The following is a 24,941-nucleotide window of genomic DNA, read 5'->3' on the forward strand; positions in this document are numbered from 1 at the left end:
TTGAAAGTCAGTTGACGTATTAATATCATTATTTCGAATGATGATGTGGGTCTTTGCTTGTTCGGAGCGGTTATGAAACCGAATTTAGTTGATAATCTGGAGAACAAGCCGTCATGATGCCTGCTCCACCGGTAATACTGGAGAGGTTCTATTATTTCTTTACCGGGTTATAGACATAAAGAATGAAAAGCTGCACGTATATTCTTAAATTATCTTTCCCTGTGTCATGACGTACGATCAGTGGTAATCAGGAAGAAATTTGTCGGCTGCTGGAACGGGGACAAACACTGACAGCGACACCGCTTTATGAATATACCCATCACAACCGAGCCGTAAAAGATGCGGCCAGAAAATGCATCTACGCTGGCAAAGAAGAGCGGCATCAGCATTATAAAAAACTGCTGCAGTTGACCCGAAAATCCCGGAAGGTACTTATCGAAGCTACTGTCACGCTAGCAAACGCCCGTCAGCAGGGGCAGTGTCTCCTGGCTGATGATGCCGACAAGTGGCAGGCCGATGTGGATCACCTGTTACCCCTGGTGGATGCAATAGTCTCCCAGACAGAGCGCAGGGTCTTTAAGGGTGAAAAGGTGCCAGCCCAGGAAAAAGTGGTTAGCCTGTATGAACCCCATACGGATATCATCGTAAAAGACAGGCGGCAAGTACAGTATGGCCATAAACTGAACCTGGTTCAGGGAAAAAGTCGATTGATCCTGGACCTGGTTATTGAGGAAGGTAACCCAGCGGATTCGGACCAATTCATTCCGATGATGGAAAGACAAAAAGAAATTTATGGTCGTGTACCTCACCAGACAAGCGGTGACAGCGGATACGCGTGTCGCGCTAATTTGGAAAAAGCCAAGGCCATGGGAATCAGCGATGTAGCTTTTAATAAGAAGCGCGGACTTGAAGTCGAAGAGATGACTAAAAGTCAGTATGTGTATAAAACGCTCTTTCGCTTCCGGGCAGGTATTGAAGCGGGAATTTCGTGGCTAAAGAGATGTTTTGGGCTATCACGTTGCCACTGCAAGGGTTCTGAGCGTTTTGATTCTCATTGCTGGTTATCGGTGGTCTGTTACAACCTGGTGATTCTGGCCAGACACCCGGCACCATCCTGATAGCCACCTCCACGCTACATGAAAGTACCTTTCCAGCATGGTGGGAGGATGTTTTCTGCCTGCTTTTCGCGTTTTTCTCCAATATCCGTCCCAGATTAGAGAAAAAAAGGGAAGAGTTTTTGCGGCTCTCTGGAATTTCAGGAAATATCAAAACGCACGTACAATCTAATTATGATTGCCTGATGCGTTTTTGGACGAGAACTAGCTATTGAAAAAACGAAAGCTTCAGCATTTTCTTGGCTGATCAAATATTGACCTAAATTTAGCCTGTTTTGGGGTAAAAATTGCGTTTTTTACCCTTTTGCTTGCCTTTATGCTGCCATTTTAAGCCTTTTTGCTTCTTCAAGACGGATTGATCCCGTTGAAACCGATTTGACAATTTTTTTGAAATTATAAGCACTGCAGACCAGTGAAAATTCTCCAGCCACTTTTTCCTTACCCCGGACACTGAACCCTCTGAATCCTGAGTTCTTGATTTGGCCAAAAGGCGGTTCCGCAATCACCTTGCGACGCTCATAAACCGCTTTGGCCTCTTTGGTTTCCATTTTGCGGTTCATCGCCTGGCGTATGGCTTCGTGGCGGTCTGTGCGAATCACTTTCCCCGGGTCTTTGTTGTCACCACTGCACCTTTTACGTAACGGGCAATCCCGGCAGATATCTTTACTGACGCGGTAGCTTTTGTGTTTTGCTTTGCTAGCCGTGTTATAAATCAGCTTCTCACCGGCAGGGCAGGTAAAGCTGTCGTCTGCTTCATGGTAAATAAAATCCGCTTTGACAAACTTTCTGTCAGAGTCTTCCAGTCCCTCTGTTGCAGGCTTCTCCTGTCGATCCGTAGCCATGTAAGCGTCAATGTTCGCATCATCAAACGCTTGCAGGTTGGGCCCTGAGTAATAGCCATTATCCTCACTCATTTTGCCAATGGACGCGTTATCTGTTGCTTCTGCAATGGCTTCAAGTGCAGGCTTTACTTCCTGCTTGTCATTGGCATGCTGGCTGATGTGCTGGCCAACAATGATACCATTATCGCTGTCGACGCTGATCTGGGCGTTATAACTGTACTGATAGCCACTGCCTTTTTTACCCATGATCCTGGCATCATGATCAGCAAAGCTGATTTGCTTTTTGTCGTCTATCGGCTTATCGGGATTCAGGGCCTGTTCCCGTTCTTCAAGCGCTTTTTTGGCCTCCTGGATTTTCTCTAACCGTTCCTGCTTGAATTGCAAGTCTTCAGGAATGCTGTAGCCAGTCTCCTGCTGATAAGCATCGTCCTCTTCACTGTCACTGGTTTCGGCTTTTTTAATCAGGGCCTCAACTTCAGCCATTAATTCAGCTTCTTTGGCCTTAAGTCGTGCGTAGCTCATGGCCTTATGCTTTGATGAGTCGGCTTTGAATTTGGAACCATCAAGAGCGATGTGGCCCAGCGAGGCCATCTGTAGTTCCCGGGCGAGCAGCACGCTCTGTTTGAAACTGCTTTTAAAAAAGGTGGCCTGGTTTTTACGAAAGTCACTGAGCACCCGGAAATTTGGGCAGTGCTGTTTGGCGATATACATGAAAGCCAAGTCCTGATTGCAGCGCCGTTCAATCTCCCTGGAGCTGAACACACCATGGCTATAGGCATAGATCAGGATCGATATAATCAGTCGTGGGTGGTAGGCATTCTGGCCAAGATGGTGATACTGCTTTTCCACTTCAGAGGTGTCGATATGCTTGAAGATATCTTCAAAAACGAAGCAATCATGATCTGGTGGCAGCAGGTCGAAGATGTTCGATGGGAACATCAGGTGCTGGTCAAAATCAGCAGGGTTATCTTTGAATTTGATTGATGACATCCGTTTCGGCAACAACAAAGTGGGCAGAAGATGCCTGATTATACTTAATCAGGCTATTCTCGGACAGCCTCCTAGCTCAGTGCGGTCTGGATACGATTTCCGATCCAGCGCATTACCGGAACGGCCATGGAGTTACCAAGAGCCTTATACCTCGGACCATCAGGACACTCTTCAGCCGGTTTATTTTTCCAGGGAATAGCGCTGTACCCATCAGGGAAACCCTGCAAACGTTCGCATTCGACGGGAGTTAATCGACGTATAGCTAACTCGGCTTCACCGCTGGAGGTACTGGCAACTGCGTGTTTATCACCGGCGGTTAATGTGTTCATCGGGTCACCAGGCTGTCCGATACCCAGACCATTTCCTTTTCCGTCCTGATGTTCGCCGCGCTTACCGGAATGGCGGGTGGCCTGATCATGAATCGGTATCGCAACTGCGGCACTTAACCCATTGCCCTGCGCCTGCAAGGTCATTGCGACGGTGTTGGAATGAACTGGATCGTCTTTCGGATTGAAGGCAATGGTCGGATGGTTATCGCCCATATGGGCACGGAGGCAGGGTGATAAATCGGATGACCAGTGGCCACCCAACCGTGACATGGCACCGGGCTCAAACACCACCAAATCCGTGGCATCCTTGTAATCCCGTTGTTTTAACGTCGAGGATGTTTTGCCAGGGCCATACTGACCAAAGGCCGTCATATCGTAAGCACTCAGGTTTCCCGTGAGGCCACCTGCCTCAATGCTTGTTCCAGCTTCAGGGGCAGACTCTTCCCACGCTTCTGCGCCCGGTTCAGAATCCCGGAGCAGGCTCTCGGACTCAAATAGAATCGGCTCCCGACGGGTCCAGTCTCCAAAATCTGCCAGAGCAAAGACCCTTCGACGACGTTGGGGTACTCCATAAAATTGAGCATCACACACCCGCCATTCAACAAGCCCTTCCTTACCGAATGAAACTCCAGCGTACCGCCACTTTTTTTGGCCAGGCTGCTCGGGGCATGACTGGTCAGTGCCAGTAAGTAATCGCAGTACTTCAGCAAAGTCCTTGCCCTGGTTACTGCTGAAGGCGCCGGGTACGTTTTCCCACAGAGCGAAGCGGCAGTTGCCGTGTTTTCGTGCCCACCGAATAATCTGTATTGCTGCGAAGAAGAGTCCTGATCGCTCACCGTCAAATCCTTTTCGTTTTCCGGCTACCGATAAGTCCTGGCAGGGGCTGCCAAACACTACCAGATCGATAGGGCCGAGTTGCTTGATCATGGCTTCCGTGATATCCGTCACGCAGCCAAGGTTGGGTACATCGGGGTAGTGGTGTTCCAGTACGGCACAGGGGAACGGTTCGATTTCAGCAAAACCCACTGGCATCCACCCCAACGGGTGCCAGGCAACCGTCGCCGCTTCAATCCCCGAAAATAACGACAGGTATCTCATGAATTCCCTTCCTCCCTACGCAAAGTTGATCAACCTTTCCACCAAGGCTTCCACCTTGTGCCGACTCCAGCCCCGCCCCGGATAAAGCACATACTGGAGCAACACATCCACCGCTGTGGAGTACAACAGTTCAAAATTCTCCTGACTCATGCTGGCAAACTTCAGGCTTCTGGCACGAACCCGTACACCTCCATCCGGGTAACCAATCACGTCATAGAATCCGGCTTTCACGGTCACCCAGCGGCGAAACTCATCGAAGTTTTTCTCTGGCGTGAACCAATGATCCGTTCCTTCCATCCGGTATGGCTGCGGTTCAAAGTAATCAAAGCCCAGCTTCAGCAGGGCAAAGAACTTGCGGTGAAAATGCGGGTTACGGGCTTTACGAAACTCTGCCCGAATCACCTGCCCGGTCTTCAGCTGCTGAACGAATCGCTGGTCATCGTCGGATACCGGCACCAGCACCTGCGCCGAGACTTTCTGCAACGCCAGCTCCGCCATCAGATCGCCTCCACAAAGTGCCAGCAGAGCACCATCACCAGCACAACCCAGACCATCGCCAGCCAAACACCATCCCTGAGCCTGTTCATGGGAACATGCCCATCAGTCTCTGCCGAGCGGCCTGCCCATCCAGCGGGTCAATGCCCTGTTCAGCCATGCTTTCCCGGACCAGCTGATTCGAGTGGATGGCCGGATCAAACTGGTGTTCGATGGCAAGCTGATCTTCCAACGGAAGCCCTTGGCATTCACGGTTAACCAGTTCTTGATAGGCCGCTCCAAACTTGCGCTTCACGTTCCGGCACTCCTCTGCATTCCCTGCGGTTCTCAGCTCATGCCAACCCGCCTCACGCCCGGCGAGATAAACCGCCCGGTGGCTCCAGCCGTGATGACTCGGTTGTCCAGAATACTCATTGGCTTCCTGCCAGGCTTTCGCCAGCGCTGGCAAACCCAACTCTTCCGGCAGTGGCAGGCAGAGCTTGCGAAACTCCGGCGCTGTCGGAGGCCATTCGCCACCGGCCAGTCGTACACGGTTGAGACCAATTTCCAGCTGAGCAGGGTGTAACCCGTTCAGCGTTTTCTGCCACTCGCCGTTGCGATCAGCCAGACCGTAGGCACTGGTCCACTTCTGGCCGAACAGGGCCGTCATGATCGAAAACAGAGTCACCAGATCTTTCCGGCTCAACGTCGTAGATATTCCCTCCGCTGAAGGCTTCCATCCCGCTGAAGGCTCCTGTTCTTTCCGGTTGGAGGATATGGGCGTTGGCCTGTTCGACCTGTTCAACCAGGCTGAGTTTTCCAGAATTTCGCTGCCGGGCTTCATAGTTCACCATCCATGGATTACTGGCGTTATCGGGGTTGTTCAGGTAGGTCGTGGTGGTCTTCACGTACTGGGTACCCGTTGCTCCGGTTTCGTCGCAGTAACGGGCGTAGTTCAGGATGTTGGCCAACAGGTCGTCAGAGGAGTGCCCTTCCCGTAGCCGGGTTTTGTAATGGCCAAAGGTTTTGGTCTTGCTGCCCTTGTCACCTTCACGTTTCGGGTACTGGCTCCACCACTCTTCGAAGGATTCAGAGAAATCAACCTTGCCCGATTTGGCTTTTGCCGCAGTCGCACCAGTCGTGCTCCCGGCACTTGGTGGCACTTCCCCCGTCCTGGGGGTCGCACCAGTCGTGCTCCCGGCACTTGGTGGCACTTCCCCCGTCCTGGGGGTCGTGCGATCGTCAGATCGGACATGTGTCTTGTAAATATTTCTCTTATTCTCTTCTTCTCTATTTCTCTTATTCTCTGGGCGAACTTTTTCCTCACTGTTCGCTAATGGTTCGCTAACCGGTTCCGAACGCTTAGTGAACTTACTCCGAACCTGTTCTATCAAACGGCGAGTTTCACTGCCCCCGTTGAAACTACTGGCCTTCAGCAGTTCACCACTAACCAGATTAGTGAACATAGGGAGATCATTTGACAGGCTTTCCGGCAGATTCAGCAGTAACCGAAGCCTTGCCTCCATCTGTTTGACATTCTCGGCCCGGTTATGCGCCATGAATTTATTGATGCAGATAAAATCCGTTTTCGTCGACACACTCAGAAACCGGTTCGCTAACAGTTCGCTAACGGTTATTTCAACGGTCTCTGCATCCCACTTCAGGTCACCCATAATATAAGCGCGGGGTAAGCTGAAAATGCCGATCATATTCCCGTGCTTGCAGGTCAGCAGGTAGGCAGCCAATAACTTGCCCTGATCACTGAGTTCCTCATGACGCATGGTGTCCCAGAACTGGCTCTCGATTTTCCCAAACGTTTTCACTGACCACCTCCAGGCTTTGGCGCTTCTTTTGGAAAATACCTTGCCGCCTGCTGGGCATTCTTCTGATTCAGGCTCATCCACTTTTTAAGAAAGATCACCACATTTTTGGCCTCACCCGGCTGGTCCCAGCGATCGATCATGTAGTGAAACGCTTTCAACAACTGTTCGCCCACATCGATATCCGGATTTTCCCAACACAACTCTTCATAGAGTGTTGCCGAGGTTGGCATGGCGGGCTGTCCTGCCAGTGGCCACAGAATGTCCTGCCAGCATTGCGGCTGGTCGGGGATGCCCAGCTCGTCGGTATGGATCATTGGGTACCTCCTGCGGGGCGAACGAAGAGGTTGGCTGGTGCTCTGGACTGAGCACGAGGTTGGGATTGACTCATCAGTTCTTTCCTTGAGAATTAGTTTTTATCGTTAGACCATTGCTTTTGCAAAGACAATCGAAAGAATACGTTGCTTTTAGATTACTTGTAAATAGCCAACCTCATCTAAAGCGAACACTCGCCCTTAATTAATGGCTTCCAGCTGTGTACTATTTTGCTTATGGATAATGGAATAACAGCGATTGGAAAAGAACGTGACGAACTGGACAGATCGGGTCAAAAGCAAAGCGAAAGAACAAAATCTGAAAAATGTCGATATCGCCCGCGCCGTGGGTTGTACGGAAGGGACATTCAGTTTGTGGATGAGTGGTGCCCGGAATCCGAAGCTGAATAACAAAATCGCCATCGCTAAGTTTCTTGGCGTTTCCATTGACTGGTTGGAGACCGGCGAAGAGCTGCCAGATCCGAAAACCCTACCCTACATCAGCCTGGATGAGGCGATCGCTTTCTTTGATGGTAACTGTTCAGCACCCCCACATAAATCTGGAATTTTCTGATTTTTATACCATCCTCTTAAGCACCATTTTTCCACAATATTCGCCAGCATGATTCCAGAACTACCCGCAACTATGTCGGCTGAGATTCTCTTGAAAGAGAATGCAGAGCTGCGGATGAGAGTTGCCTGTCTGGAAGAGCGATGTCGAGAATTGGAAGAAAAGGTTGGCAAGAACAGTCAAAACAGCAGCAAGCCGCCATCGTCTGATGGTTATCAAAAACCTTGTAAAAACAGTAATTCTCCAGATCATTCTGACGACCTTTCCGCAGATAAAGGTACCGATCCATCGGATGAAAAACCCAATCCTAAAAGTCTGAGACAGTCTTCTGGTAATAAAGCCGGTGGAAAGAAAGGGCATCAGGGCACTTGTCTTAAACAGGTCGATATCCCTGACTATATTGAGTACCTTCCGGTTAAAGAATGCAATAAATGTCAGGCGTCTCTTCTTGATAGTGAGCCGGTCAAATATATTGAACGACAGGTGTTTGAACCAGGGAGACCGGGTGAATTTGAAGTAACGGCCCATAGAGCTGAAGTAAAAATCTGCACTTGTGGTTGTCGGAATCAGGCTGAATTCCCGGAAGGTGTTACCGCTGCCGCACAATATGGCTCAGCCACACAGGCTATGGCCGTCTATCTTAACCAATACCATTTCCTGCCTTTTAAGCGCGTGTCAGAGTATTTTAATACTCTCTATAAAATGAGTGTAAGTGCAGGCACTGTCGCCAATTTTGTGGCCAGAACCTATGAAAATCTGGCTTCTACTGAAGAGGTTATTCGTGACGCCTTGCGGGAATCGTCTGTTGCCGGAGCCGATGAAACGGGTATGCGGGCCGAGGGCTCTTTGCACTGGCTACACGTTATGCGGGATGAACAATGGACGCTCTACTACTTGTCTGAAAAGCGAGGTCGTGAGGCCATGGACACGATGGGCATACTGCTAACATTTGCAGGCGTTCTGGTTCATGATCATTGGAAATCCTATTTTGCATATGCGGCAACTCACGTACTTTGCAATGCCCATCACCTGAGGGAGCTTTTGGGTGTTGTTGATAGGGACAGCAATCAACTGGCGTTGCGATTGATGAAGCTACTGAGGCTTTCCTGGCATTACTGCAAGGGCTTTAAGACCATAGGTATGCTACAGATGCCAAGTGTTGTCTGTGAACGAATCGAGAAGATTTATGACCGGTTGCTTCAGCGGGCTCTAATGAAAGAAGTCGTCTATATGGAGAAGCAACGAGAGGAGCTTAAGCGCAAGAAAGTCAAGAATACTAAAGCTTACAATCTCTTCAAACGACTCACTGAGTTCAAGGCTGAGACACTGCGCTTCATGTCAGATTTTACCATTCCCTTCGATAACAATGGCAGTGAGCGGGATGTTCGAATGGCCAAGTTAAAGCAGAAAATCTCAGGCTGCTTCAGGAGTGCAGACGGTGGTTCTATGTTTGCACGGATTCGCAGCTATTTGTCGTCTGCCAGAAAACAGGGAATGGACATATATCAATCACTTCATAGAGCTGTTCGGAATTACTGTAATATGCCTTTGCTCAGTGCTGAATAGTTACGATCCGTGATTGATTCCAACCTGCACCTGCTGGAAGAACAGATCTTCAAACGCATTGATTCCGTCAAATCAGCACTGGTGACCGATCAGGATTTTGCTGATGCCGAATCGGCGGTGAAGTTTTTCAAAAAGACAGAAACGAAGTTGAAGGACGGCAAAGAGACTGCGCTTGCCCAGGTACCGGACATCGCCCGACTCTTCACCCGTATCGACCACCTGACCGAAGCCATGGCTACCAGACGTAAGTCTCTGGATAAGCAGGTCAAGCATCAGAAGCAGCACATCAAAGACAGCATCGTACTGAAAGCCGTCACCACCCTGGAAAAAGAACGTCAGGTGATTAATACCGAACTTACTCCCGGCTGGATCGCTGCAGTGGTTACACCTGCTGATTTTCAGGAGGTGATCAAGGGCAAAAAGAACGTATCCAGCATGCAGTCTGCGGTAAATGATCGCCTGGCACAGGCACGGATCGAACAGAAGCAGCAGGCACAGGACATAAAAAATAATCTGGCTGTGTACCGGAAAATGGCAGTTGATAAGGACTACCTGTTTCCGGATCTGGATGTGCTTCTTCATAAAGAGCAAACCGACCTGATGGCCATTATTGAACTGCGGCTGCACCAGGAAAACCAGACTAAAGCTTGCACAATTAACTCGGAGCCTGAAACAGAGAAAGCCGAAGACCAACCCGACCTGCTTTACACCGATGGTGAAGTCACCGAAGAGATTCTGACCGACGATATCCACAGCATGGAAAAGTGGCTCGGCAAAGGCTCACTGGACTGTTACCGCTTTGACAATTACGGCAACGAATACCGCATCGAACTGGTCATCCGTCGTGCCGGAATGATCACTCCAGCTCAACAACCTTCACGACAAGAACAAAAGGAGATCGCCTGATGGCCGCATCCATGAACCGTGTCACCCTTATTGGCAGACTGGGCAAAGATCCGGACGGCAAAGCCACCGCCAACGGCAATGCCGTCACCATTCTCTCCATCGCCACGGAAGAGAGCTGGAAAAAAGATGGCCAGAAACAGACCCGCACCGAATGGCACCGGGTAGTACTGTACGGCAAACCTGCTGAACTGGCCGCTCAGTATCTGGCCAAAGGCCACAGAGTCATGATCGAAGGTCAACTCCAGACCCGTAAATGGCAGGACCAGAATGGTCAGGATCGCTATCAGACCGAAGTCGTGTACAGCGGGTACAACGGCAAGCTGCTGTTTCTGGAAAAGAACCCCAATGCTCAGCAGGCTCAGCCTCAGAACTATCAGTCACAACCAGGTACGCATCAAAGCCAGTACGCCAATGCCCGGGATGGCGGTCATGCTCCCCAGCCCATGCAAACACAACAGTATGACTCCTACGACGACTCCATCCCATTTTAAAGGAGCTTGCTTTCATGAAAGCTGGAATGAGCCCACTTACACCAGATGACCTGGCCCTGGCCATAGAGATTAAACAAAAGCAGACCGCTGGCCTCAGCTCGAAAAAGGAGGATAAGGAACTGGCAAGAAAAGTCATGCTGGCAGACCGGATCGGTGAAGAAATGGAAGGCCGACTGTTAAATGCAGAAACCTTACTGATTGAAATGACGACGCTGATTGTTGCCATCACCGTGGGTATTAACAGCCCCCAGGCACGGGATCAGGCTATGCTGTTGACTGGGCTGATCCTGCAACGAATCCGTGAAAATGAACAGAACCCCGTCGTGCATGCAAGCGTCAAGATTCACTGAATAGTAATTACCAATAACACCTGTGGAAAAACTGAACACTGAAGTTATCCACAACATCGCACAAAAAGGAAAGTTGACTATGGACGTTAAAATTCTTACAGCCCCAGAGAACACCAAAAGCCAGATGCTTTCAGGTACCATCGAACTGAAAATGTCCCATATCGAGATAGCCAATGTGGCTGGCAAACGGTCAGACAATGTTAAACGAACCATCGAAAGGCTGGTTAAAGAGGGTGCAATTGCCTCTCCTCAAATTGAGGAGAGGCCAAAACAGGGGGTTTCAGGACAGTTTGTGGAACATCTGTTACTGGACCGCCTCGACAGCATCACTGCCATGGCTTCCATTGACGGAAATTATTGCGCCGATCTGGTATTGCGATGGGATAACCTGGAATCCGGCAGAGCGATCCCCATGGCGCACTTAAAAGGAAGCGTTCAACCTGAAGAGCCGAAGCCCCCCACATCCCAGGTTTTGCTGGAAATGAACATGGCCACCTCCCTGAAAGCCATTGCTTTTGCCGAGGCACTGGGCTTTACCGGAAACCAGAAATTACTCTCTGCTGACCGGTTGCTGAAAAGCCAGATCGGTTTCTCGCCACTGGAAGCCATGGGGCAGAAACAACTTGCGGCCCCGGTTCAGGCCATGACGTTTACGCCTACCCAGCTTGGCCAAATGATGACACCGCCGCAGGATCCCCGCCAGGTAAATAAATTACTGGAAGCGGCAGGACTCCAGATCAAAATTGATAGTCAGTGGGTACCTACCGATCAGGGTCAGCCTCTGTGTGAAATCCTTGATACCGGAAAAGCCCATAATAGCGGTACGCCAGTGAAACAGGTGAAGTGGTATCAAACCGTGCTGAACCGTTTGCAATCTACTCTCCCCAATGAATCCAAAACTGAATCGATCAATCAGGATGACCGCTATGCTGATCCTGCGGAGGTTGGTTCTGAAACCGATGAAGAGCCTATCCAGAGAAAACAAAGGCGCAAACGCAATCGCTACGAGCTGGATGATTTCTTCTCTCTGGTAGAACTGGGCGAGTTTATTGGCCGGAGCCGCCAACATGTAGTCGAGGTGTTGGAAAAACTACGAATCATCAAATGGACCGGTCAGGGCAAAAAAGGCAAATACCTGCTTACCGACCGTGGTTGGCAATATGGCCTGATGTACGATCCAACGGAAACCTCGTTCCACAACCGAAACAGTAAGCGGTTGACCACCAGTAATGCCCAGCCGGTACTGGGTTATGACATTCTGAAATTTTTTTAACCAAGCCTATGGCCAACTTCATAAGAACCAGCTTCGATGGAAATTAGACATTCCTATGAACTGTAGAACAACTAAAACTAATCGAAAATCTTTCCCCTCAAAAAAGGAGCAAGTGGCATGGAAGTGAAAGCCCCCATTGAATGCATCAATTACTCAACCCGTGAAGCGGCAATGTTTATTGGTGTTTGTAAAAGTGCACTGGACAAGTCGAGGGTATCGGGAGAGCTGTTTGGCCAGACACCGCCCCCGTTTATAAAACTGGGCCGATCAATTCGTTACCGGGTAGAAGATCTGAAAGCCTGGGTGGATCACCAGCAAACCTATGAGAATCTGGCAGAAGCTGAAGCAGAGAAAAAGTTCGGCCAGAATCCGAACTGATTCCGAACCTGACCATATACACAAAAGGCTTCCATAAGGAAGCCTTTGTTTTTTCTACACTTTAAATTGGGTGCCTGGCGATGTCCTACTCTCACATGGGGAGACCCCACACTACCATCGGCGATAAGTCATTTCACTGCTGAGTTCGGGATGGGATCAGGTGGTTCTAACTTTCTATGGTCGCCAGGCTAAGCTGGTTGCTTGTGTCAAGAAACAAGTTTCAAGACACTAGCTGGAATCCGGTAATAAGCTGCTTTCTTGCTTCACACTCTATGCGTATGGCTCCAACTGACAACTGGTCACTGACCACTGTCAACTGATTCGCAAATCGCTTTGGCGTTATATGGTCAAGCCGCACGAGTCATTAGTATTGGTTAGCTCAATGCCTCACAGCACTTACACACCCAACCTATCAACGTCATAGTCTTTAACGGCTCTTCAGGGGCATCTAGTGCCCAGGGAAGTCTCATCTTGAAGGGGGCTTCCCGCTTAGATGCTTTCAGCGGTTATCCCGTCCGAACATAGCTACCGGGCAATGCGTCTGGCGACACAACCCGAACACCAGTGGTCCGTCCACTCCGGTCCTCTCGTACTAGGAGCAGCTCTTCTCAAACTTCCAACGTCCACGGCAGATAGGGACCGAACTGTCTCACGACGTTCTAAACCCAGCTCGCGTACCACTTTAAATGGCGAACAGCCATACCCTTGGGACCGGCTTCAGCCCCAGGATGTGATGAGCCGACATCGAGGTGCCAAACACCGCCGTCGATGTGAACTCTTGGGCGGTATCAGCCTGTTATCCCCGGAGTACCTTTTATCCGTTGAGCGATGGCCCTTCCATGCAGAACCACCGGATCACTATGACCTACTTTCGTACCTGCTCGAGATGTACCTCTCGCAGTCAAGCTGGCTTGTGCCATTACACTAACCGTACGATGTCCGACCGTACTTAGCCAACCTTCGTGCTCCTCCGTTACTCTTTGGGAGGAGACCGCCCCAGTCAAACTACCCACCACACAATGTCCCCGATCCCGTTTCAGGACCTGGGTTAGAACCTCAATATTGCCAGGGTGGTATTTCAAGGTTGGCTCCACGATGACTGGCGTCACCGCTTCAAAGCCTCCCACCTATCCTACACAAGCAACATCAAGATCCACTGTGAAGCTGTAGTAAAGGTTCACGGGGTCTTTCCGTCTAGCCGCGGATACGCTGCATCTTAACAGCGATTTCAATTTCACTGAGTCTCGGGTGGAGACAGCGTGGCCATCGTTACGCCATTCGTGCAGGTCGGAACTTACCCGACAAGGAATTTCGCTACCTTAGGACCGTTATAGTTACGGCCGCCGTTTACCGGGGCTTCGATCAAGAGCTTCCCTGACCACTTAATCGCTCTATCAGCAGTTGCTTCACTCGCCTATGACTTTTCAGCTTGGCTTCTCGCTTTCTTGCGATTGCTTCACTCTGATAAGCCTCGTAGTAAACCAACTCTATATCTTTATGCTGTATACCGAATCGGCTCTGTCCTGATTTATGTTCCGCCAGACGACGGCGCAAATCAGACGAATAGCCAACATAATAGTCGCCATTATCTTTAGCCTTTAAAACATATACATAATACATAAAGCGATTAAGTGGTCAGGTAACCCCATCAATTAACCTTCCGGCACCGGGCAGGCGTCACACCGTATACGTCCACTTTCGTGTTGGCACAGTGCTGTGTTTTTAATAAACAGTCGCAGCCACCTGGTATCTTCGACCAGCCTCAGCTTACGGAGCAAGTCCGATCACCAAAGCCGGCGCACCTTCTCCCGAAGTTACGGTGCCATTTTGCCTAGTTCCTTCACCCGAGTTCTCTCAAGCGCCTTGGTATTCTCTACCTGACCACCTGTGTCGGTTTGGGGTACGGTCCCTTCTGACCTGATGCTTAGAAGTTTTTCCTGGAAGCATGGCATCAATCACTTCAGTTCCGTAGAACCTCGTCATCAATTCTCGGCATTCTCAATTAAGAGAGCGATCCGGATTTGCCTGGATCCCTTGCCTACTATCTTAAACGCAGACAACCAACGCTGCGCTGACCTAGCCTTCTCCGTCACTCCGTCGCAGTCAGAAGGGGTACAGGAATATTGACCTGTTTCCCATCGATTACGTCTTTCGACCTCACCTTAGGGGCCGACTCACCCTGCGCCGATTAGCGTTGCGCAGGAACCCTTGGTCTTCCGGCGGGGGAGCTTCTCACTCCCCTTGTCGTTACTCATGTCAGCATTCGCACTTCTGATACCTCCAGCACACCTCCCGATGCACCTTCAACGGCTTACAGAACGCTCCTCTACCGGTTCAGTAGACAGTTGACAGTAGACGGTGGACGGTTTTGCCTTGAGTCATTGGTGACTTTTGTGCAAATTCGTTAGCATTTTGGCAATTGTCTGGTATTCAGTTTTCAGGTGTTCCCACTGATTTTTCTCGATGTATCCGAGATCCAGTGAGTATCTGATCCATACTCGCATTTCGTCGGCTGATCCGATGGCCATTAATAAGAACCTTCGAAATTCAGCTTTTGAAATACTCATTTTGCCATAGCCTTCAGCAACATTTGCGCATATGCCTTTACTGGCTCTGCGCATTTGATCAGCAAGCCCACGCACTTGTTCATGCTTTGGAAAGTCAAATGTTAGCTTATGAACTTCAAGTGAAGTCCGATACGCTTTTTTGAAAACTTCCAATTGCTCAAAACCTTGCATGACTTACTCAACAAACTGTGTACTGTCCACTGTCAACTGCCCACTGAACCCCGTAGCTTCGGTGAACAGTTTGAGCCCCGTTAAATCTTCCGCGCGAGCCGACTCGACCAGTGAGCTATTACGCTTTCTTTAAAGGGTGGCTGCTTCTAAGCCAACCTCCTGGCTGTCTGGGCCTTCTCACATCGTTTCCCACTTAACTGTTACTTTGGGACCTTAGCTGACGGTCTGGGTTGTTTCCCTTTCCACGACGGACGTTAGCACCCGCCGTGTGTCTCCCGTGATTGCACTCATCGGTATTCGGAGTTTGCATGGGGTTGGTAAGTCGGGATGACCCCCTAGCCCAAACAGTGCTCTACCCCCGATGGTGAGACACGAGGCGCTACCTAAATAGCTTTCGAGGAGAACCAGCTATCTCCGGGCTTGATTAGCCTTTCACTCCTATCCACAGGTCATCCGCTAGCTTTTCAACGATAGTCGGTTCGGTCCTCCAGTTGATGTTACTCAACCTTCAACCTGCCCATGGATAGATCGCCCGGTTTCGGGTCTACTCCCAGCGACTGTTGTTCCGAAGAACACGCCCTATTAAGACTCGGTTTCCCTACGGCTCCCCTATGCGGTTAACCTTGCCACTGAAAGTAAGTCGCTGACCCATTATACAAAAGGTACGCAGTCATCAGTGGACAGTTGACAGTAGACGGTGAACGGTTCAGGAAGTGCCTGTTTCTGGCTCCCTGTTCCATTCCGACGTTCTATCATCCAGCGACGGTGTTTCAGCCTTGCAGTCAACCGTGCTTTTGCACATTAACTGTCTACTGTCCACTGTCAACTGTCCACCGACTCCCACTGCTTGTACGTACACGGATTCAGGTTCTATTTCACTCCCCTCAACGGGGTTCTTTTCGCCTTTCCCTCACGGTACTGGTTCACTATCGGTCAGTCAGGAGTATTTAGCCTTGGAGGATGGTCCCCCCATGTTCAAACAGGATTTCACGTGTCCCGTCCTACTCGATTTCACAATGATTGGCCTTTCGTGTACGGGGCTATCACCCACTATGGCGACACTTTCCAGAGTCTTCCACTAAACCAAAAATTGCTTAAGGGCTGGTCCCCGTTCGCTCGCCGCTACTGGGGGAATCTCAATTGATTTCTTTTCCTCCGGGTACTTAGATGTTTCAGTTCCCCGGGTTCGCCTTCCAAAGCCTATGTATTCAGCTAAGGAATAACGGCTTATGCCGTTGGGTTTCCCCATTCGGAAATTCCTGGATCACAGCTTGTTTATCAGCTCCCCAAGACTTATCGCAGATTACCACGTCCTTCATCGCCTCTGACTGCCAAGGCATCCACCGTGCACGCTTAGTCACTTGACCATATAACCCGAAGCAATCTGTTTCAGGTCCGCTTCCCGCCACCCGCTACCTGCGGCCCGTAAAAGCAATGGTAAATAACTACCTTAACGATCTTCAGTCATCAACTGGTCACTGTTAACTGACCACTGACAACTGAACGCCATACACATTAGCTATTACCTTTCGGTAATTAACTTGAGAGTGTCTCAGCAAGAATTTTCTTTAAAAGACGCACGTCTTTTAAATCAATTCAGCTTAATTTGGATTCCACATTTTTAAAGAACAATGACTTATAAAACTGCGAATGCAGTTTTATTATCAAACAATTCGTGTGAACGCTTATGGACGGCGGTTGGTTAGTATCAATTAAGGAGGTGATCCAGCCCCAGGTTCCCCTAGGGCTACCTTGTTACGACTTCACCCCAGTCATGAATCACTCCGTGGTAATCGTCCTCCCTATCCCGAAAAGGGTTAGACTAACTACTTCTGGAGCAACCCACTCCCATGGTGTGACGGGCGGTGTGTACAAGGCCCGGGAACGTATTCACCGTGACATTCTGATTCACGATTACTAGCGATTCCGACTTCATGGAGTCGAGTTGCAGACTCCAATCCGGACTACGATGCACTTTCTCAGATTAGCTCCACCTCGCGGCTTGGCAACCGTCTGTATGCACCATTGTAGCACGTGTGTAGCCCTGGCCTTAAGGGCCATGATGACTTGACGTCGTCCCCACCTTCCTCCGGTTTGTCACCGGCAGTCTCCCCAGAGTGCCCACCATCACGTGCTGGTAACTGAGGACAAGGGTTGCGCTCGTTGCGGGACTTAACCCAACATCTCACGACACGAGCTGACGACAGCCATGCAGCACCTGTCTCTGCGTTCCCGAAGGCACCAATCTATCTCTAGAAAGTTCGCAGGATGTCAAGGCCAGGTAAGGTTCTTCGCGTTGCTTCGAATTAAACCACATGCTCCACCGCTTGTGCGGGCCCCCGTCAATTCATTTGAGTTTTAACCTTGCGGCCGTACTCCCCAGGCGGTCTACTTATCGCGTTAGCTGCGTTACCAGTCGTACAAGACAACCGACAACTAGTAGACATCGTTTACGGCGTGGACTACCAGGGTATCTAATCCTGTTTGCTCCCCACGCTTTCGTACCTCAGCGTCAGTATCAGGCCAGAGTGTCGCCTTCGCCACTGGTGTTCCTTCCTATATCTACGCATTTCACCGCTACACAGGAAATTCCACACTCCTCTCCCGTACTCTAGCCACCCAGTTTTGGATGCAGTTCCCAGGTTGAGCCCGGGGCTTTCACATCCAACTTAGGTAGCCGCCTACGCACGCTTTACGCCCAGTAATTCCGATTAACGCTCGCACCCTCCGTATTACCGCGGCTGCTGGCACGGAGTTAGCCGGTGCTTCTTCTGTGGGTAACGTCACAGCTGAAGGGTATTAACCTTCAGCCTTTCCTCCCCACTGAAAGTGCTTTACAACCCTAGGGCCTTCTTCACACACGCGGCATGGCTGCATCAGGCTTTCGCCCATTGTGCAATATTCCCCACTGCTGCCTCCCGTAGGAGTCTGGGCCGTGTCTCAGTCCCAGTGTGGCTGATCATCCTCTCAGACCAGCTACGGATCGTCGCCTTGGTAGGCCTTTACCCCACCAACCAGCTAATCCGACGCAGGCTCATCTGATAGCGAAAGGTCCGAAGATCCCCTCCTTTCCACCGCTCTTGAAGAGCTAGTGCGTATGCGGTATTAATCCGGATTTCTCCGGGCTATCCCCCACTACCAGGCAGATTCCTACGTGTTACGCACCCGTCCGCCGCTCGTCGGCAAAGAGCAAGCTCTTCCCGCTACCGCTCGACTTGCATGTGTTAGGCCTGCCGCCAGCGTTCAATCTGAGCCATGATCAAACTCTTCAGTTTAAATCGTTTGTCGTTTTATTCCGAAGAACAAAACAACGGCTCAATGTCACAATTAAACGTACATGAATTTACAGGTATGTTCGCTTGATCAATTAAGCATCTTAAAGTGTTCAAAGCCGAAGCTTTGTTACCGATGCCATCGCACAAGCGCCCACACGAATTGTCTGATATCTTGTTAAAGAACTGATTAAATCGTGGTGATTTAATCGCCGATTCAGCAGTCAATGCCGATCAGCAAGGCCGCCTATCTTACCGTGGCGGTTTTCGTTGTCAAGCATTCGTTTTTCCGTAGAAGAAAGAAGCTTTCCAACCCGCTAACGCTGCTCTCAAGCCCTGTCAGCGGAGGCGCATCTTACCGCGCCAGTTTGATTTGTCAACCGGTTGTTTTTCATTCAATGCAAACAACCTGTTTTCAAACCACACCTCCCGGTCAGCGATGAATACTCATCAGCCATCCTGACTTGCTTTTAGAGAGCATCCATGGAAGATCAGCGAACTCTACACAGCTCGCTAATGATGCCAACACCCAATATAAATTCAAAGGCGACCATCTTCGATTCACATGAAATAGTGAAATCGCTGCATTTGATACGGCACCACTTTCGCATCAGTCATCGTGATCATCACTGCTTTCATTTCGCTTTGTTCTTCTAAAGCAGCATCGTCTACAAAGTCATTTTTGCTGAGCGGTGACAGGTATATAAGATCCCTACTGGAAAGCTCCAGGCTTTCAAGGGTAATCAACGTTTGTTTCAGATTTTCTTTCCTTAACTCCCTTGGTGCCGCACCGGTTAGCAGCGTCAAACCAATATTGATTCCAGCGTGCTTTGCACAGTTAATCATGTTTATACATTTATTAAAGTCGCCTGACTTCCCCAGCTTAGCTCTTAACGCCCCCCAACCTGTTTCCAGACCTATCACCAATTGGCATAGACCACTCTCACGCAGCTCACACCACTGTACTTCGGTACGTTTTGCACTGAAATCAGGATCAGCGAATGCACCAACCTCTCTTTTGAAAGTGCCAAGCTTTTCCTTAATTAGTTCTCGTCCAAAAACACAACCAATTGAAAACTGTAGATTTTATCCTGAAAAATTAAGTGGAGCCCTACTGCTATCTGGCGACTAAACTTCCCAAGAGCAAGAAACATAAGGGATTGCCAAAAACAGAGGACTCCAAATGCGCAAAAAACGCAACCCGCAGTGTAGTATGGAACTCCATTACGTACCTCATGAAATCTGCTCCCAGCTTTCCGGTATCTCGCAATGGCTTGACGCCCATCCACAGTTCAATGACTGGATTTATGAGGACTTAAGTTCTGGTGATAAACAGAACACTGGGCGGAACGGACTATCAGCAGAATCCGTTCTTCGTGCGGCACTCCTGAAACAGTATTTGAATTGTGATTATGACTACTTGTCGTTTGTTTTGATGGACTCCATGCTCTTTCGAGACTTTTGTCGCCTCGAACCAAACCAGCGCCCCAGTCGCTCCAGTTTGCATGGGCTCATCAGCCTTCTTACTGCATCTACATGGGAACGGATTAATAACTGTCAGCTAATGACCGCTAAAGATCAGGGTATTGAAAAAGGGCGCACTGTGGCTATTGACAGCACAGTCACCGAATCGGATATCAAACCTCCTTGCGACAGTGATCTTTTAGCCAGTTCCGTTAAAGAAATTTGTCGGCTGCTGGAACGGGGACAAACACTGACAGCGACACCGCTTTATGAATATACCCATCACAACCGAGCCGTAAAAGATGCGGCCAGAAAATGCATCTACGCTGGCAAAGAAGAGCGGCATCAGCATTATAAAAAACTGCTGCAGTTGACCCGAAAATCCCGGAAGGTACTTATCGAAGCTACTGTCACGCTAGCAAACGCCCGTCAGCAGGGGCAGTGTCTCCTGGCTGATGATGCCGACAAGTGGCAGGCCGATGTGGATCACCTGTTACCCCTGGTGGATGCAATAGTCTCCCAGACAGAGCGCAGGGTCTTTAAGGGTGAAAAGGTGCCAGCCCAGGAAAAAGTGGTTAGCCTGTATGAACCCCATACGGATATCATCGTAAAAGACAGGCGGCAAGTACAGTATGGCCATAAACTGAACCTGGTTCAGGGAAAAAGTCGATTGATCCTGGACCTGGTTATTGAGGAAGGTAACCCAGCGGATTCGGACCAATTCATTCCGATGATGGAAAGACAAAAAGAAATTTATGGTCGTGTACCTCGCCAGACAAGCGGTGACGGCGGATACGCGTGTCGCGCTAATTTGGAAAAAGCCAAGGCCATGGGAATCAGCGATGTAGCTTTTAATAAGAAGCGCGGACTTGAAGTCGAAGAGATGACTAAAAGTCAGTATGTGTATAAAACGCTCTTTCGCTTCCGGGCAGGTATTGAAGCGGGAATTTCGTGGCTAAAGAGATGTTTTGGGCTATCACGTTGCCACTGCAAGGGTTCTGAGCGTTTTGATTCTCATTGCTGGTTATCGGTGGTCTGTTACAACCTGGTGATTCTGGCCAGACACCCGGCACCATCCTGATAGCCACCTCCACGCTACATGAAAGTACCTTTCCAGCATGGTGGGAGGATGTTTTCTGCCTGCTTTTCGCGTTTTTCTCCAATATCCGTCCCAGATTAGAGAAAAAAAGGGAAGAGTTTTTGCGGCTCTCTGGAATTTCAGGAAATATCAAAACGCACGTACAATCTAATTATGATTGCCTGATGCGTTTTTGGACGAGAACTAATTAACACCAAACAACTCATCAGCCGCCTCTGGGACAGGGCCATGGCATTCGCCGACCCAAGAAATACACCAGGAGAGGAATGTACCTTTGAGCCATACAGCTTTTTCACATCAGAAAGATGCCGAGTAAACATCTGTTCATTTAGGACCTTATAAGGCTTATCTTTATAGAAGGCGCAGAACGTACACTGCCTGTTGGGACAACCTATTGCCGGCATAATAACAATATCACCATAACGATCTGGCGGGAGAATGGTGACTTCTTCGGGATAGACTCCACGATAGAGGTCAGCAATGCTTTTATAATCGTTATCTTAAGGTAGACATTAAGCTCCACCCACTGCACAGAAGCCTAATCTTGTACGCCCTGAACAACCATCCCGTGCAGGGTGTTCTCGTTTCGCATTATTTCCCCAGAAGTCCAGTAGCTTTTTAATGCATGAGACCAATGACTTTCCTGCATTTATCAACGATGAAATCACATTACCAAACAGGTGAGTCCCACTTTTCATCACCTTGTGCGTCGAGATTTCCTCAATGCTCCCACTTTCACAGAGGTTCGCCTGTGCAGCATGGGCAAGGTACCTTTTCAACGTCACAACCACAAAGGACATCAGAATCAGGCTAAACACCAGTGTCGCTGATTTGGTGTTAAAACGATGCCACCCTGAATAGGATTTGATCTCTTTGAAAATCAGCTCTATCTGCCACCGTAGACGATAGGCCTGGAGCACATCACTCAAGGTGAACTCCACCCGGTTCAGGTTGGTCACAACGAAAACCCACTTCTGTTTTTTGTCATTCCAGCGGACAACCAAGCGGAATGGCCAGGCTTTGAATCCCGGCCATTCTACATCCAGGTCGAGGCACTGGTCTTTGGGGAAGCCAGACAGTACATCCTTCAGTTTTTGTCCTTTGTAGCGATTGGGATTCTTGCCATCCTCCCGTACCGCGCTGAGTATCGTCGGGTTGATACTCTGAGGTGCCTTGCAGATAAAAGAACCCTCCCTGTCATCAATAGCGGCAAAGAGTTCCAGCTCAAAATAACCGGCATCCATTAGCATCAGGATATAGGCCATGGATGTTGGCAGTGGTGGCAGACAGTCTCTTTCTGAACGGGTATCTTCAGTCAGCTGCACCCGCACCAGGTTGTTGGTGAGAAGATCCATTGTCGTATGAAGCTCGACGGCAGCAGGACTGACCGTTGAGAACCTGCCGGGAAATGCTTCTTTCAGGGCATCATAGACAGCTTGTGACGAACCGTCCTGAATCAGAATGTGCTCAAACTCTGAAAATGGACTGTCTTCATCAAACGCCATGACTTTGCGGGAAAATATTTCCAGACACTGCACCCATAGCCACAGGATAAGAGTAGGCAGCGCGTCCTTTTTAGCTTGATTTGCCCAAGAACGATAAGAGACATTCAGCCCCGTCAACTCGTTAAATTTACGGTGTAGATCCGCCTGGGTATCGCAGTTTCCATCACCAGCGAGGGCATCGATCAGTGAGAGGATAAAATCCAAAGGACGGATATCTCGCTGTCGTATAGTAAAACCAAGCTGTTCCGCCATACGTAACTGTTCAGCACCCCCACATAAATCTGGAATTTTCTGATTTTTATACCATCCTCTTAAGCACCATTTTTCCACAATATTCGCCAGCATGATTCCAGAACTACCCGCAACTATGTCGGCTGAGATTCTCTTGAAAGAGAATGCAGAGCTGCGGATGAGAGTTGCCTGTCTGGAAGAGCGATGTCGAGAATTGGAAGAAAAGGTTGGCAAGAACAGTCAAAACAGCAGCAAGCCGCCATCGTCTGATGGTTATCAAAAACCTTGTAAAAACAGTAATTCTCCAGATCATTCTGACGACCTTTCCGCAGATAAAGGTACCGATCCATCGGATGAAAAACCCAATCCTAAAAGTCTGAGACAGTCTTCTGGTAATAAAGCCGGTGGAAAGAAAGGGCATCAGGGCACTTGTCTTAAACAGGTCGATATCCCTGACTATATTGAGTACCTTCCGGTTAAAGAATGCAATAAATGTCAGGCGTCTCTTCTTGATAGTGAGCCGGTCAAATATATTGAACGACAGGTGTTTGAACCAGGGAGACCGGGTGAATTTGAAGTAACGGCCCATAGAGCTGAAGTAAAAATCTGCACTTGTGGTTGTCGGAATCAGGCTGAATTCCCGGAAGGTGTTACCGCTGCCGCACAATATGGCTCAGCCACACAGGCTATGGCCGTCTATCTTAACCAATACCATTTCCTGCCTTTTAAGCGCGTGTCAGAGTATTTTAATACTCTCTATAAAATGAGTGTAAGTGCAGGCACTGTCGCCAATTTTGTGGCCAGAACCTATGAAAATCTGGCTTCTACTGAAGAGGTTATTCGTGACGCCTTGCGGGAATCGTCTGTTGCCGGAGCCGATGAAACGGGTATGCGGGCCGAGGGCTCTTTGCACTGGCTACACGTTATGCGGGATGAACAATGGACGCTCTACTACTTGTCTGAAAAGCGAGGTCGTGAGGCCATGGACACGATGGGCATACTGCTAACATTTGCAGGCGTTCTGGTTCATGATCATTGGAAATCCTATTTTGCATATGCGGCAACTCACGTACTTTGCAATGCCCATCACCTGAGGGAGCTTTTGGGTGTTGTTGATAGGGACAGCAATCAACTGGCGTTGCGATTGATGAAGCTACTGAGGCTTTCCTGGCATTACTGCAAGGGCTTTAAGACCATAGGTATGCTACAGATGCCAAGTGTTGTCTGTGAACGAATCGAGAAGATTTATGACCGGTTGCTTCAGCGGGCTCTAATGAAAGAAGTCGTCTATATGGAGAAGCAACGAGAGGAGCTTAAGCGCAAGAAAGTCAAGAATACTAAAGCTTACAATCTCTTCAAACGACTCACTGAGTTCAAGGCTGAGACACTGCGCTTCATGTCAGATTTTACCATTCCCTTCGATAACAATGGCAGTGAGCGGGATGTTCGAATGGCCAAGTTAAAGCAGAAAATCTCAGGCTGCTTCAGGAGTGCAGACGGTGGTTCTATGTTTGCACGGATTCGCAGCTATTTGTCGTCTGCCAGAAAACAGGGAATGGACATATATCAATCACTTCATAGAGCTGTTCGGAATTACTGTAATATGCCTTTGCTCAGTGCTGAATAGTTACCGCCATACTTAGGAGTTCTGACCGGTCGAAACAGGTCAACAGTTTTTTTCAACTAATCTACTATTTGCAGTACTCATCTTGTTCAGCCATTGATAATGGTTTCGAAGCTTTATTGTGGCTGTTCAAGGTGGGTTCTGCCGCCGGAAACGAACCTTTTTTGAGCTTAATGTCTACCCTAAGTAATCGTTATTGGTTAACTGCTGGCTGGCCCTGATGACTTTATCTCCAGCATCAATATCTCTGATCCACCCCTGATACTCCTCAAGCACTTTTTCCATCTCATTATCAGGCAGTAGCTTTGCCTCTGCGCCCAACACTATTGAGCCATCCATACAACGGCGATAGAACGATGCTCCATCCCTGAACGTGCACCAATATCCTTCGCTGTCGATGCGTGCCGAGCGAAAGCTATTACTGTCTTCTATTTTACAGCCATCCTTCAAATGACGAATGTCAATACCCATACAACATACTGGACCTGATT

At 49.3% G+C, this 24,941-nt stretch carries 19 protein-coding genes, 3 rRNA genes and 1 pseudogene; 10 read left to right on the top strand and 13 right to left on the bottom strand.

Annotated elements, in window-relative coordinates; all coding sequences use genetic code 11:
• Positions 1–407 precede the first annotated feature (407 nt).
• Positions 408–1,118, top strand: a complete 711-nt coding sequence (locus tag MJO57_RS21685) for a transposase (RefSeq protein WP_252018674.1) — start codon at positions 408–410, stop codon at positions 1,116–1,118.
• A 311-nt stretch (positions 1,119–1,429) separates the two neighbouring features.
• On the opposite strand, the gene MJO57_RS21690 is transcribed toward MJO57_RS21685, so the two are convergent.
• From MJO57_RS21690 to MJO57_RS21715, 6 genes are all read right to left on the bottom strand, one after another.
• Positions 1,430–2,947, bottom strand: coding sequence for an IS1182 family transposase (locus tag MJO57_RS21690; RefSeq protein ID WP_252017502.1), 1,518 nt, complete (start codon positions 2,945–2,947; stop codon positions 1,430–1,432).
• A 71-nt stretch (positions 2,948–3,018) separates the two neighbouring features.
• Positions 3,019–4,374, bottom strand: coding sequence for a DNA cytosine methyltransferase (locus MJO57_RS21695; RefSeq protein WP_252018676.1), 1,356 nt, complete (start codon positions 4,372–4,374; stop codon positions 3,019–3,021).
• A 15-nt stretch (positions 4,375–4,389) separates the two neighbouring features.
• On the bottom strand, positions 4,390–4,938 hold the full coding sequence (locus tag MJO57_RS21700) for a DUF1367 family protein (RefSeq protein ID WP_252018678.1): 549 nt from the start codon (positions 4,936–4,938) through the stop codon (positions 4,390–4,392).
• Positions 4,939–4,957: 19 nt separating this feature from the next.
• The gene (locus MJO57_RS21705; RefSeq protein ID WP_252018680.1) at positions 4,958–5,518 is read right to left on the bottom strand and encodes a hypothetical protein; all 561 of its coding nucleotides are present in this window, start codon (positions 5,516–5,518) and stop codon (positions 4,958–4,960) included.
• Entirely contained in the window at positions 5,469–6,671 is a 1,203-nt protein-coding gene (locus tag MJO57_RS21710; RefSeq protein WP_252018682.1) for a hypothetical protein, read from the bottom strand. The genes MJO57_RS21705 and MJO57_RS21710 overlap by 50 nt, the downstream gene beginning before the upstream one ends.
• Complete coding sequence (locus tag MJO57_RS21715; protein ID WP_252018684.1) at positions 6,668–6,985, bottom strand: hypothetical protein; 318 nt, start codon at positions 6,983–6,985, stop codon at positions 6,668–6,670. The genes MJO57_RS21710 and MJO57_RS21715 overlap by 4 nt, the downstream gene beginning before the upstream one ends.
• Before the next feature lie 268 nt (positions 6,986–7,253).
• Between MJO57_RS21715 and MJO57_RS33385 the strand changes: the two are divergent.
• A pseudogene (locus MJO57_RS33385) lies at positions 7,254–7,445 on the top strand (helix-turn-helix domain-containing protein); the annotation flags it as partial.
• Positions 7,446–7,477: 32 nt separating this feature from the next.
• On the opposite strand, the gene MJO57_RS32870 reads toward MJO57_RS33385, so the two are convergent.
• The gene (locus MJO57_RS32870) at positions 7,478–7,606 is read right to left on the bottom strand and encodes a hypothetical protein (protein WP_256491819.1); all 129 of its coding nucleotides are present in this window, start codon (positions 7,604–7,606) and stop codon (positions 7,478–7,480) included.
• On the opposite strand from MJO57_RS32870, the gene MJO57_RS21720 reads away from it, so the two are divergent.
• The 6 genes from MJO57_RS21720 to MJO57_RS21745 all read left to right on the top strand — a co-directional run bounded on the left by MJO57_RS21720 (position 7,605) and on the right by MJO57_RS21745 (position 12,517).
• Positions 7,605–9,119: an IS66 family transposase gene (locus tag MJO57_RS21720; RefSeq protein ID WP_252017330.1), complete on the top strand. Its 1,515-nt coding sequence runs from the start codon at positions 7,605–7,607 to the stop codon at positions 9,117–9,119. The two genes, MJO57_RS32870 and MJO57_RS21720, sit on opposite strands and share 2 nt — an antisense overlap.
• A gap of 9 nt (positions 9,120–9,128) precedes the next feature.
• Positions 9,129–10,025 (top strand): hypothetical protein, encoded by an 897-nt coding sequence (locus MJO57_RS21725; RefSeq protein WP_252018686.1) that lies wholly within the window; start codon positions 9,129–9,131, stop codon positions 10,023–10,025.
• Positions 10,025–10,516, top strand: a complete 492-nt coding sequence (locus MJO57_RS21730) for a single-stranded DNA-binding protein (protein WP_252018687.1) — start codon at positions 10,025–10,027, stop codon at positions 10,514–10,516. Before MJO57_RS21725 ends, MJO57_RS21730 begins: the two co-directional genes overlap by 1 nt.
• 14 nt (positions 10,517–10,530) lie before the next feature.
• Positions 10,531–10,866: a hypothetical protein gene (locus tag MJO57_RS21735; protein ID WP_252018689.1), complete on the top strand. Its 336-nt coding sequence runs from the start codon at positions 10,531–10,533 to the stop codon at positions 10,864–10,866.
• Positions 10,867–10,888: 22 nt separating this feature from the next.
• On the top strand, positions 10,889–12,139 hold the full coding sequence (locus tag MJO57_RS21740) for a hypothetical protein (protein ID WP_252018691.1): 1,251 nt from the start codon (positions 10,889–10,891) through the stop codon (positions 12,137–12,139).
• A 117-nt stretch (positions 12,140–12,256) separates the two neighbouring features.
• Positions 12,257–12,517, top strand: a complete 261-nt coding sequence (locus tag MJO57_RS21745) for an AlpA family transcriptional regulator (RefSeq protein ID WP_174783933.1) — start codon at positions 12,257–12,259, stop codon at positions 12,515–12,517.
• Between the two features lie 72 nt (positions 12,518–12,589).
• Here MJO57_RS21745 and rrf read toward each other — a convergent pair.
• The 4 genes from rrf to MJO57_RS21765 form a co-directional block, all read right to left on the bottom strand.
• Positions 12,590–12,705, bottom strand: a 5S ribosomal RNA gene (gene rrf, locus MJO57_RS21750).
• Positions 12,706–12,860: 155 nt separating this feature from the next.
• A 23S ribosomal RNA gene (locus tag MJO57_RS21755) occupies positions 12,861–16,622 on the bottom strand.
• A 346-nt stretch (positions 16,623–16,968) separates the two neighbouring features.
• Positions 16,969–18,530 (bottom strand): 16S ribosomal RNA (locus MJO57_RS21760).
• The 16S, 23S and 5S rRNA genes sit together here, the layout of an rRNA operon.
• A gap of 558 nt (positions 18,531–19,088) precedes the next feature.
• Positions 19,089–19,451, bottom strand: coding sequence for a hypothetical protein (locus tag MJO57_RS21765; protein ID WP_252018693.1), 363 nt, complete (start codon positions 19,449–19,451; stop codon positions 19,089–19,091).
• Positions 19,452–19,710: 259 nt separating this feature from the next.
• Here MJO57_RS21765 and MJO57_RS21770 point away from each other — a divergent pair, with 259 nt between their 5' ends.
• Positions 19,711–21,072, top strand: a complete 1,362-nt coding sequence (locus MJO57_RS21770) for an ISNCY family transposase (protein WP_252017318.1) — start codon at positions 19,711–19,713, stop codon at positions 21,070–21,072.
• A 530-nt stretch (positions 21,073–21,602) separates the two neighbouring features.
• On the opposite strand, the gene MJO57_RS21775 is transcribed toward MJO57_RS21770, so the two are convergent.
• Positions 21,603–22,940, bottom strand: a complete 1,338-nt coding sequence (locus MJO57_RS21775; protein ID WP_252018695.1) for an IS4 family transposase — start codon at positions 22,938–22,940, stop codon at positions 21,603–21,605.
• Between MJO57_RS21775 and MJO57_RS21780 the strand changes: the two genes are divergently transcribed.
• Positions 22,939–24,453, top strand: a complete 1,515-nt coding sequence (locus MJO57_RS21780) for an IS66 family transposase (RefSeq protein WP_252017330.1) — start codon at positions 22,939–22,941, stop codon at positions 24,451–24,453. The genes MJO57_RS21775 and MJO57_RS21780 overlap by 2 nt on opposite strands.
• Positions 24,454–24,627: 174 nt before the next feature.
• Here the strand turns inward: MJO57_RS21780 and MJO57_RS21785 are convergent, their stop codons facing one another.
• Positions 24,628–24,921, bottom strand: coding sequence for a hypothetical protein (locus MJO57_RS21785; protein ID WP_252018697.1), 294 nt, complete (start codon positions 24,919–24,921; stop codon positions 24,628–24,630).
• Positions 24,922–24,941 lie beyond the last annotated feature (20 nt).

This window comes from Endozoicomonas sp. SCSIO W0465, assembly GCF_023716865.1.
GTDB lineage: Bacteria > Pseudomonadota > Gammaproteobacteria > Pseudomonadales > Endozoicomonadaceae > Endozoicomonas.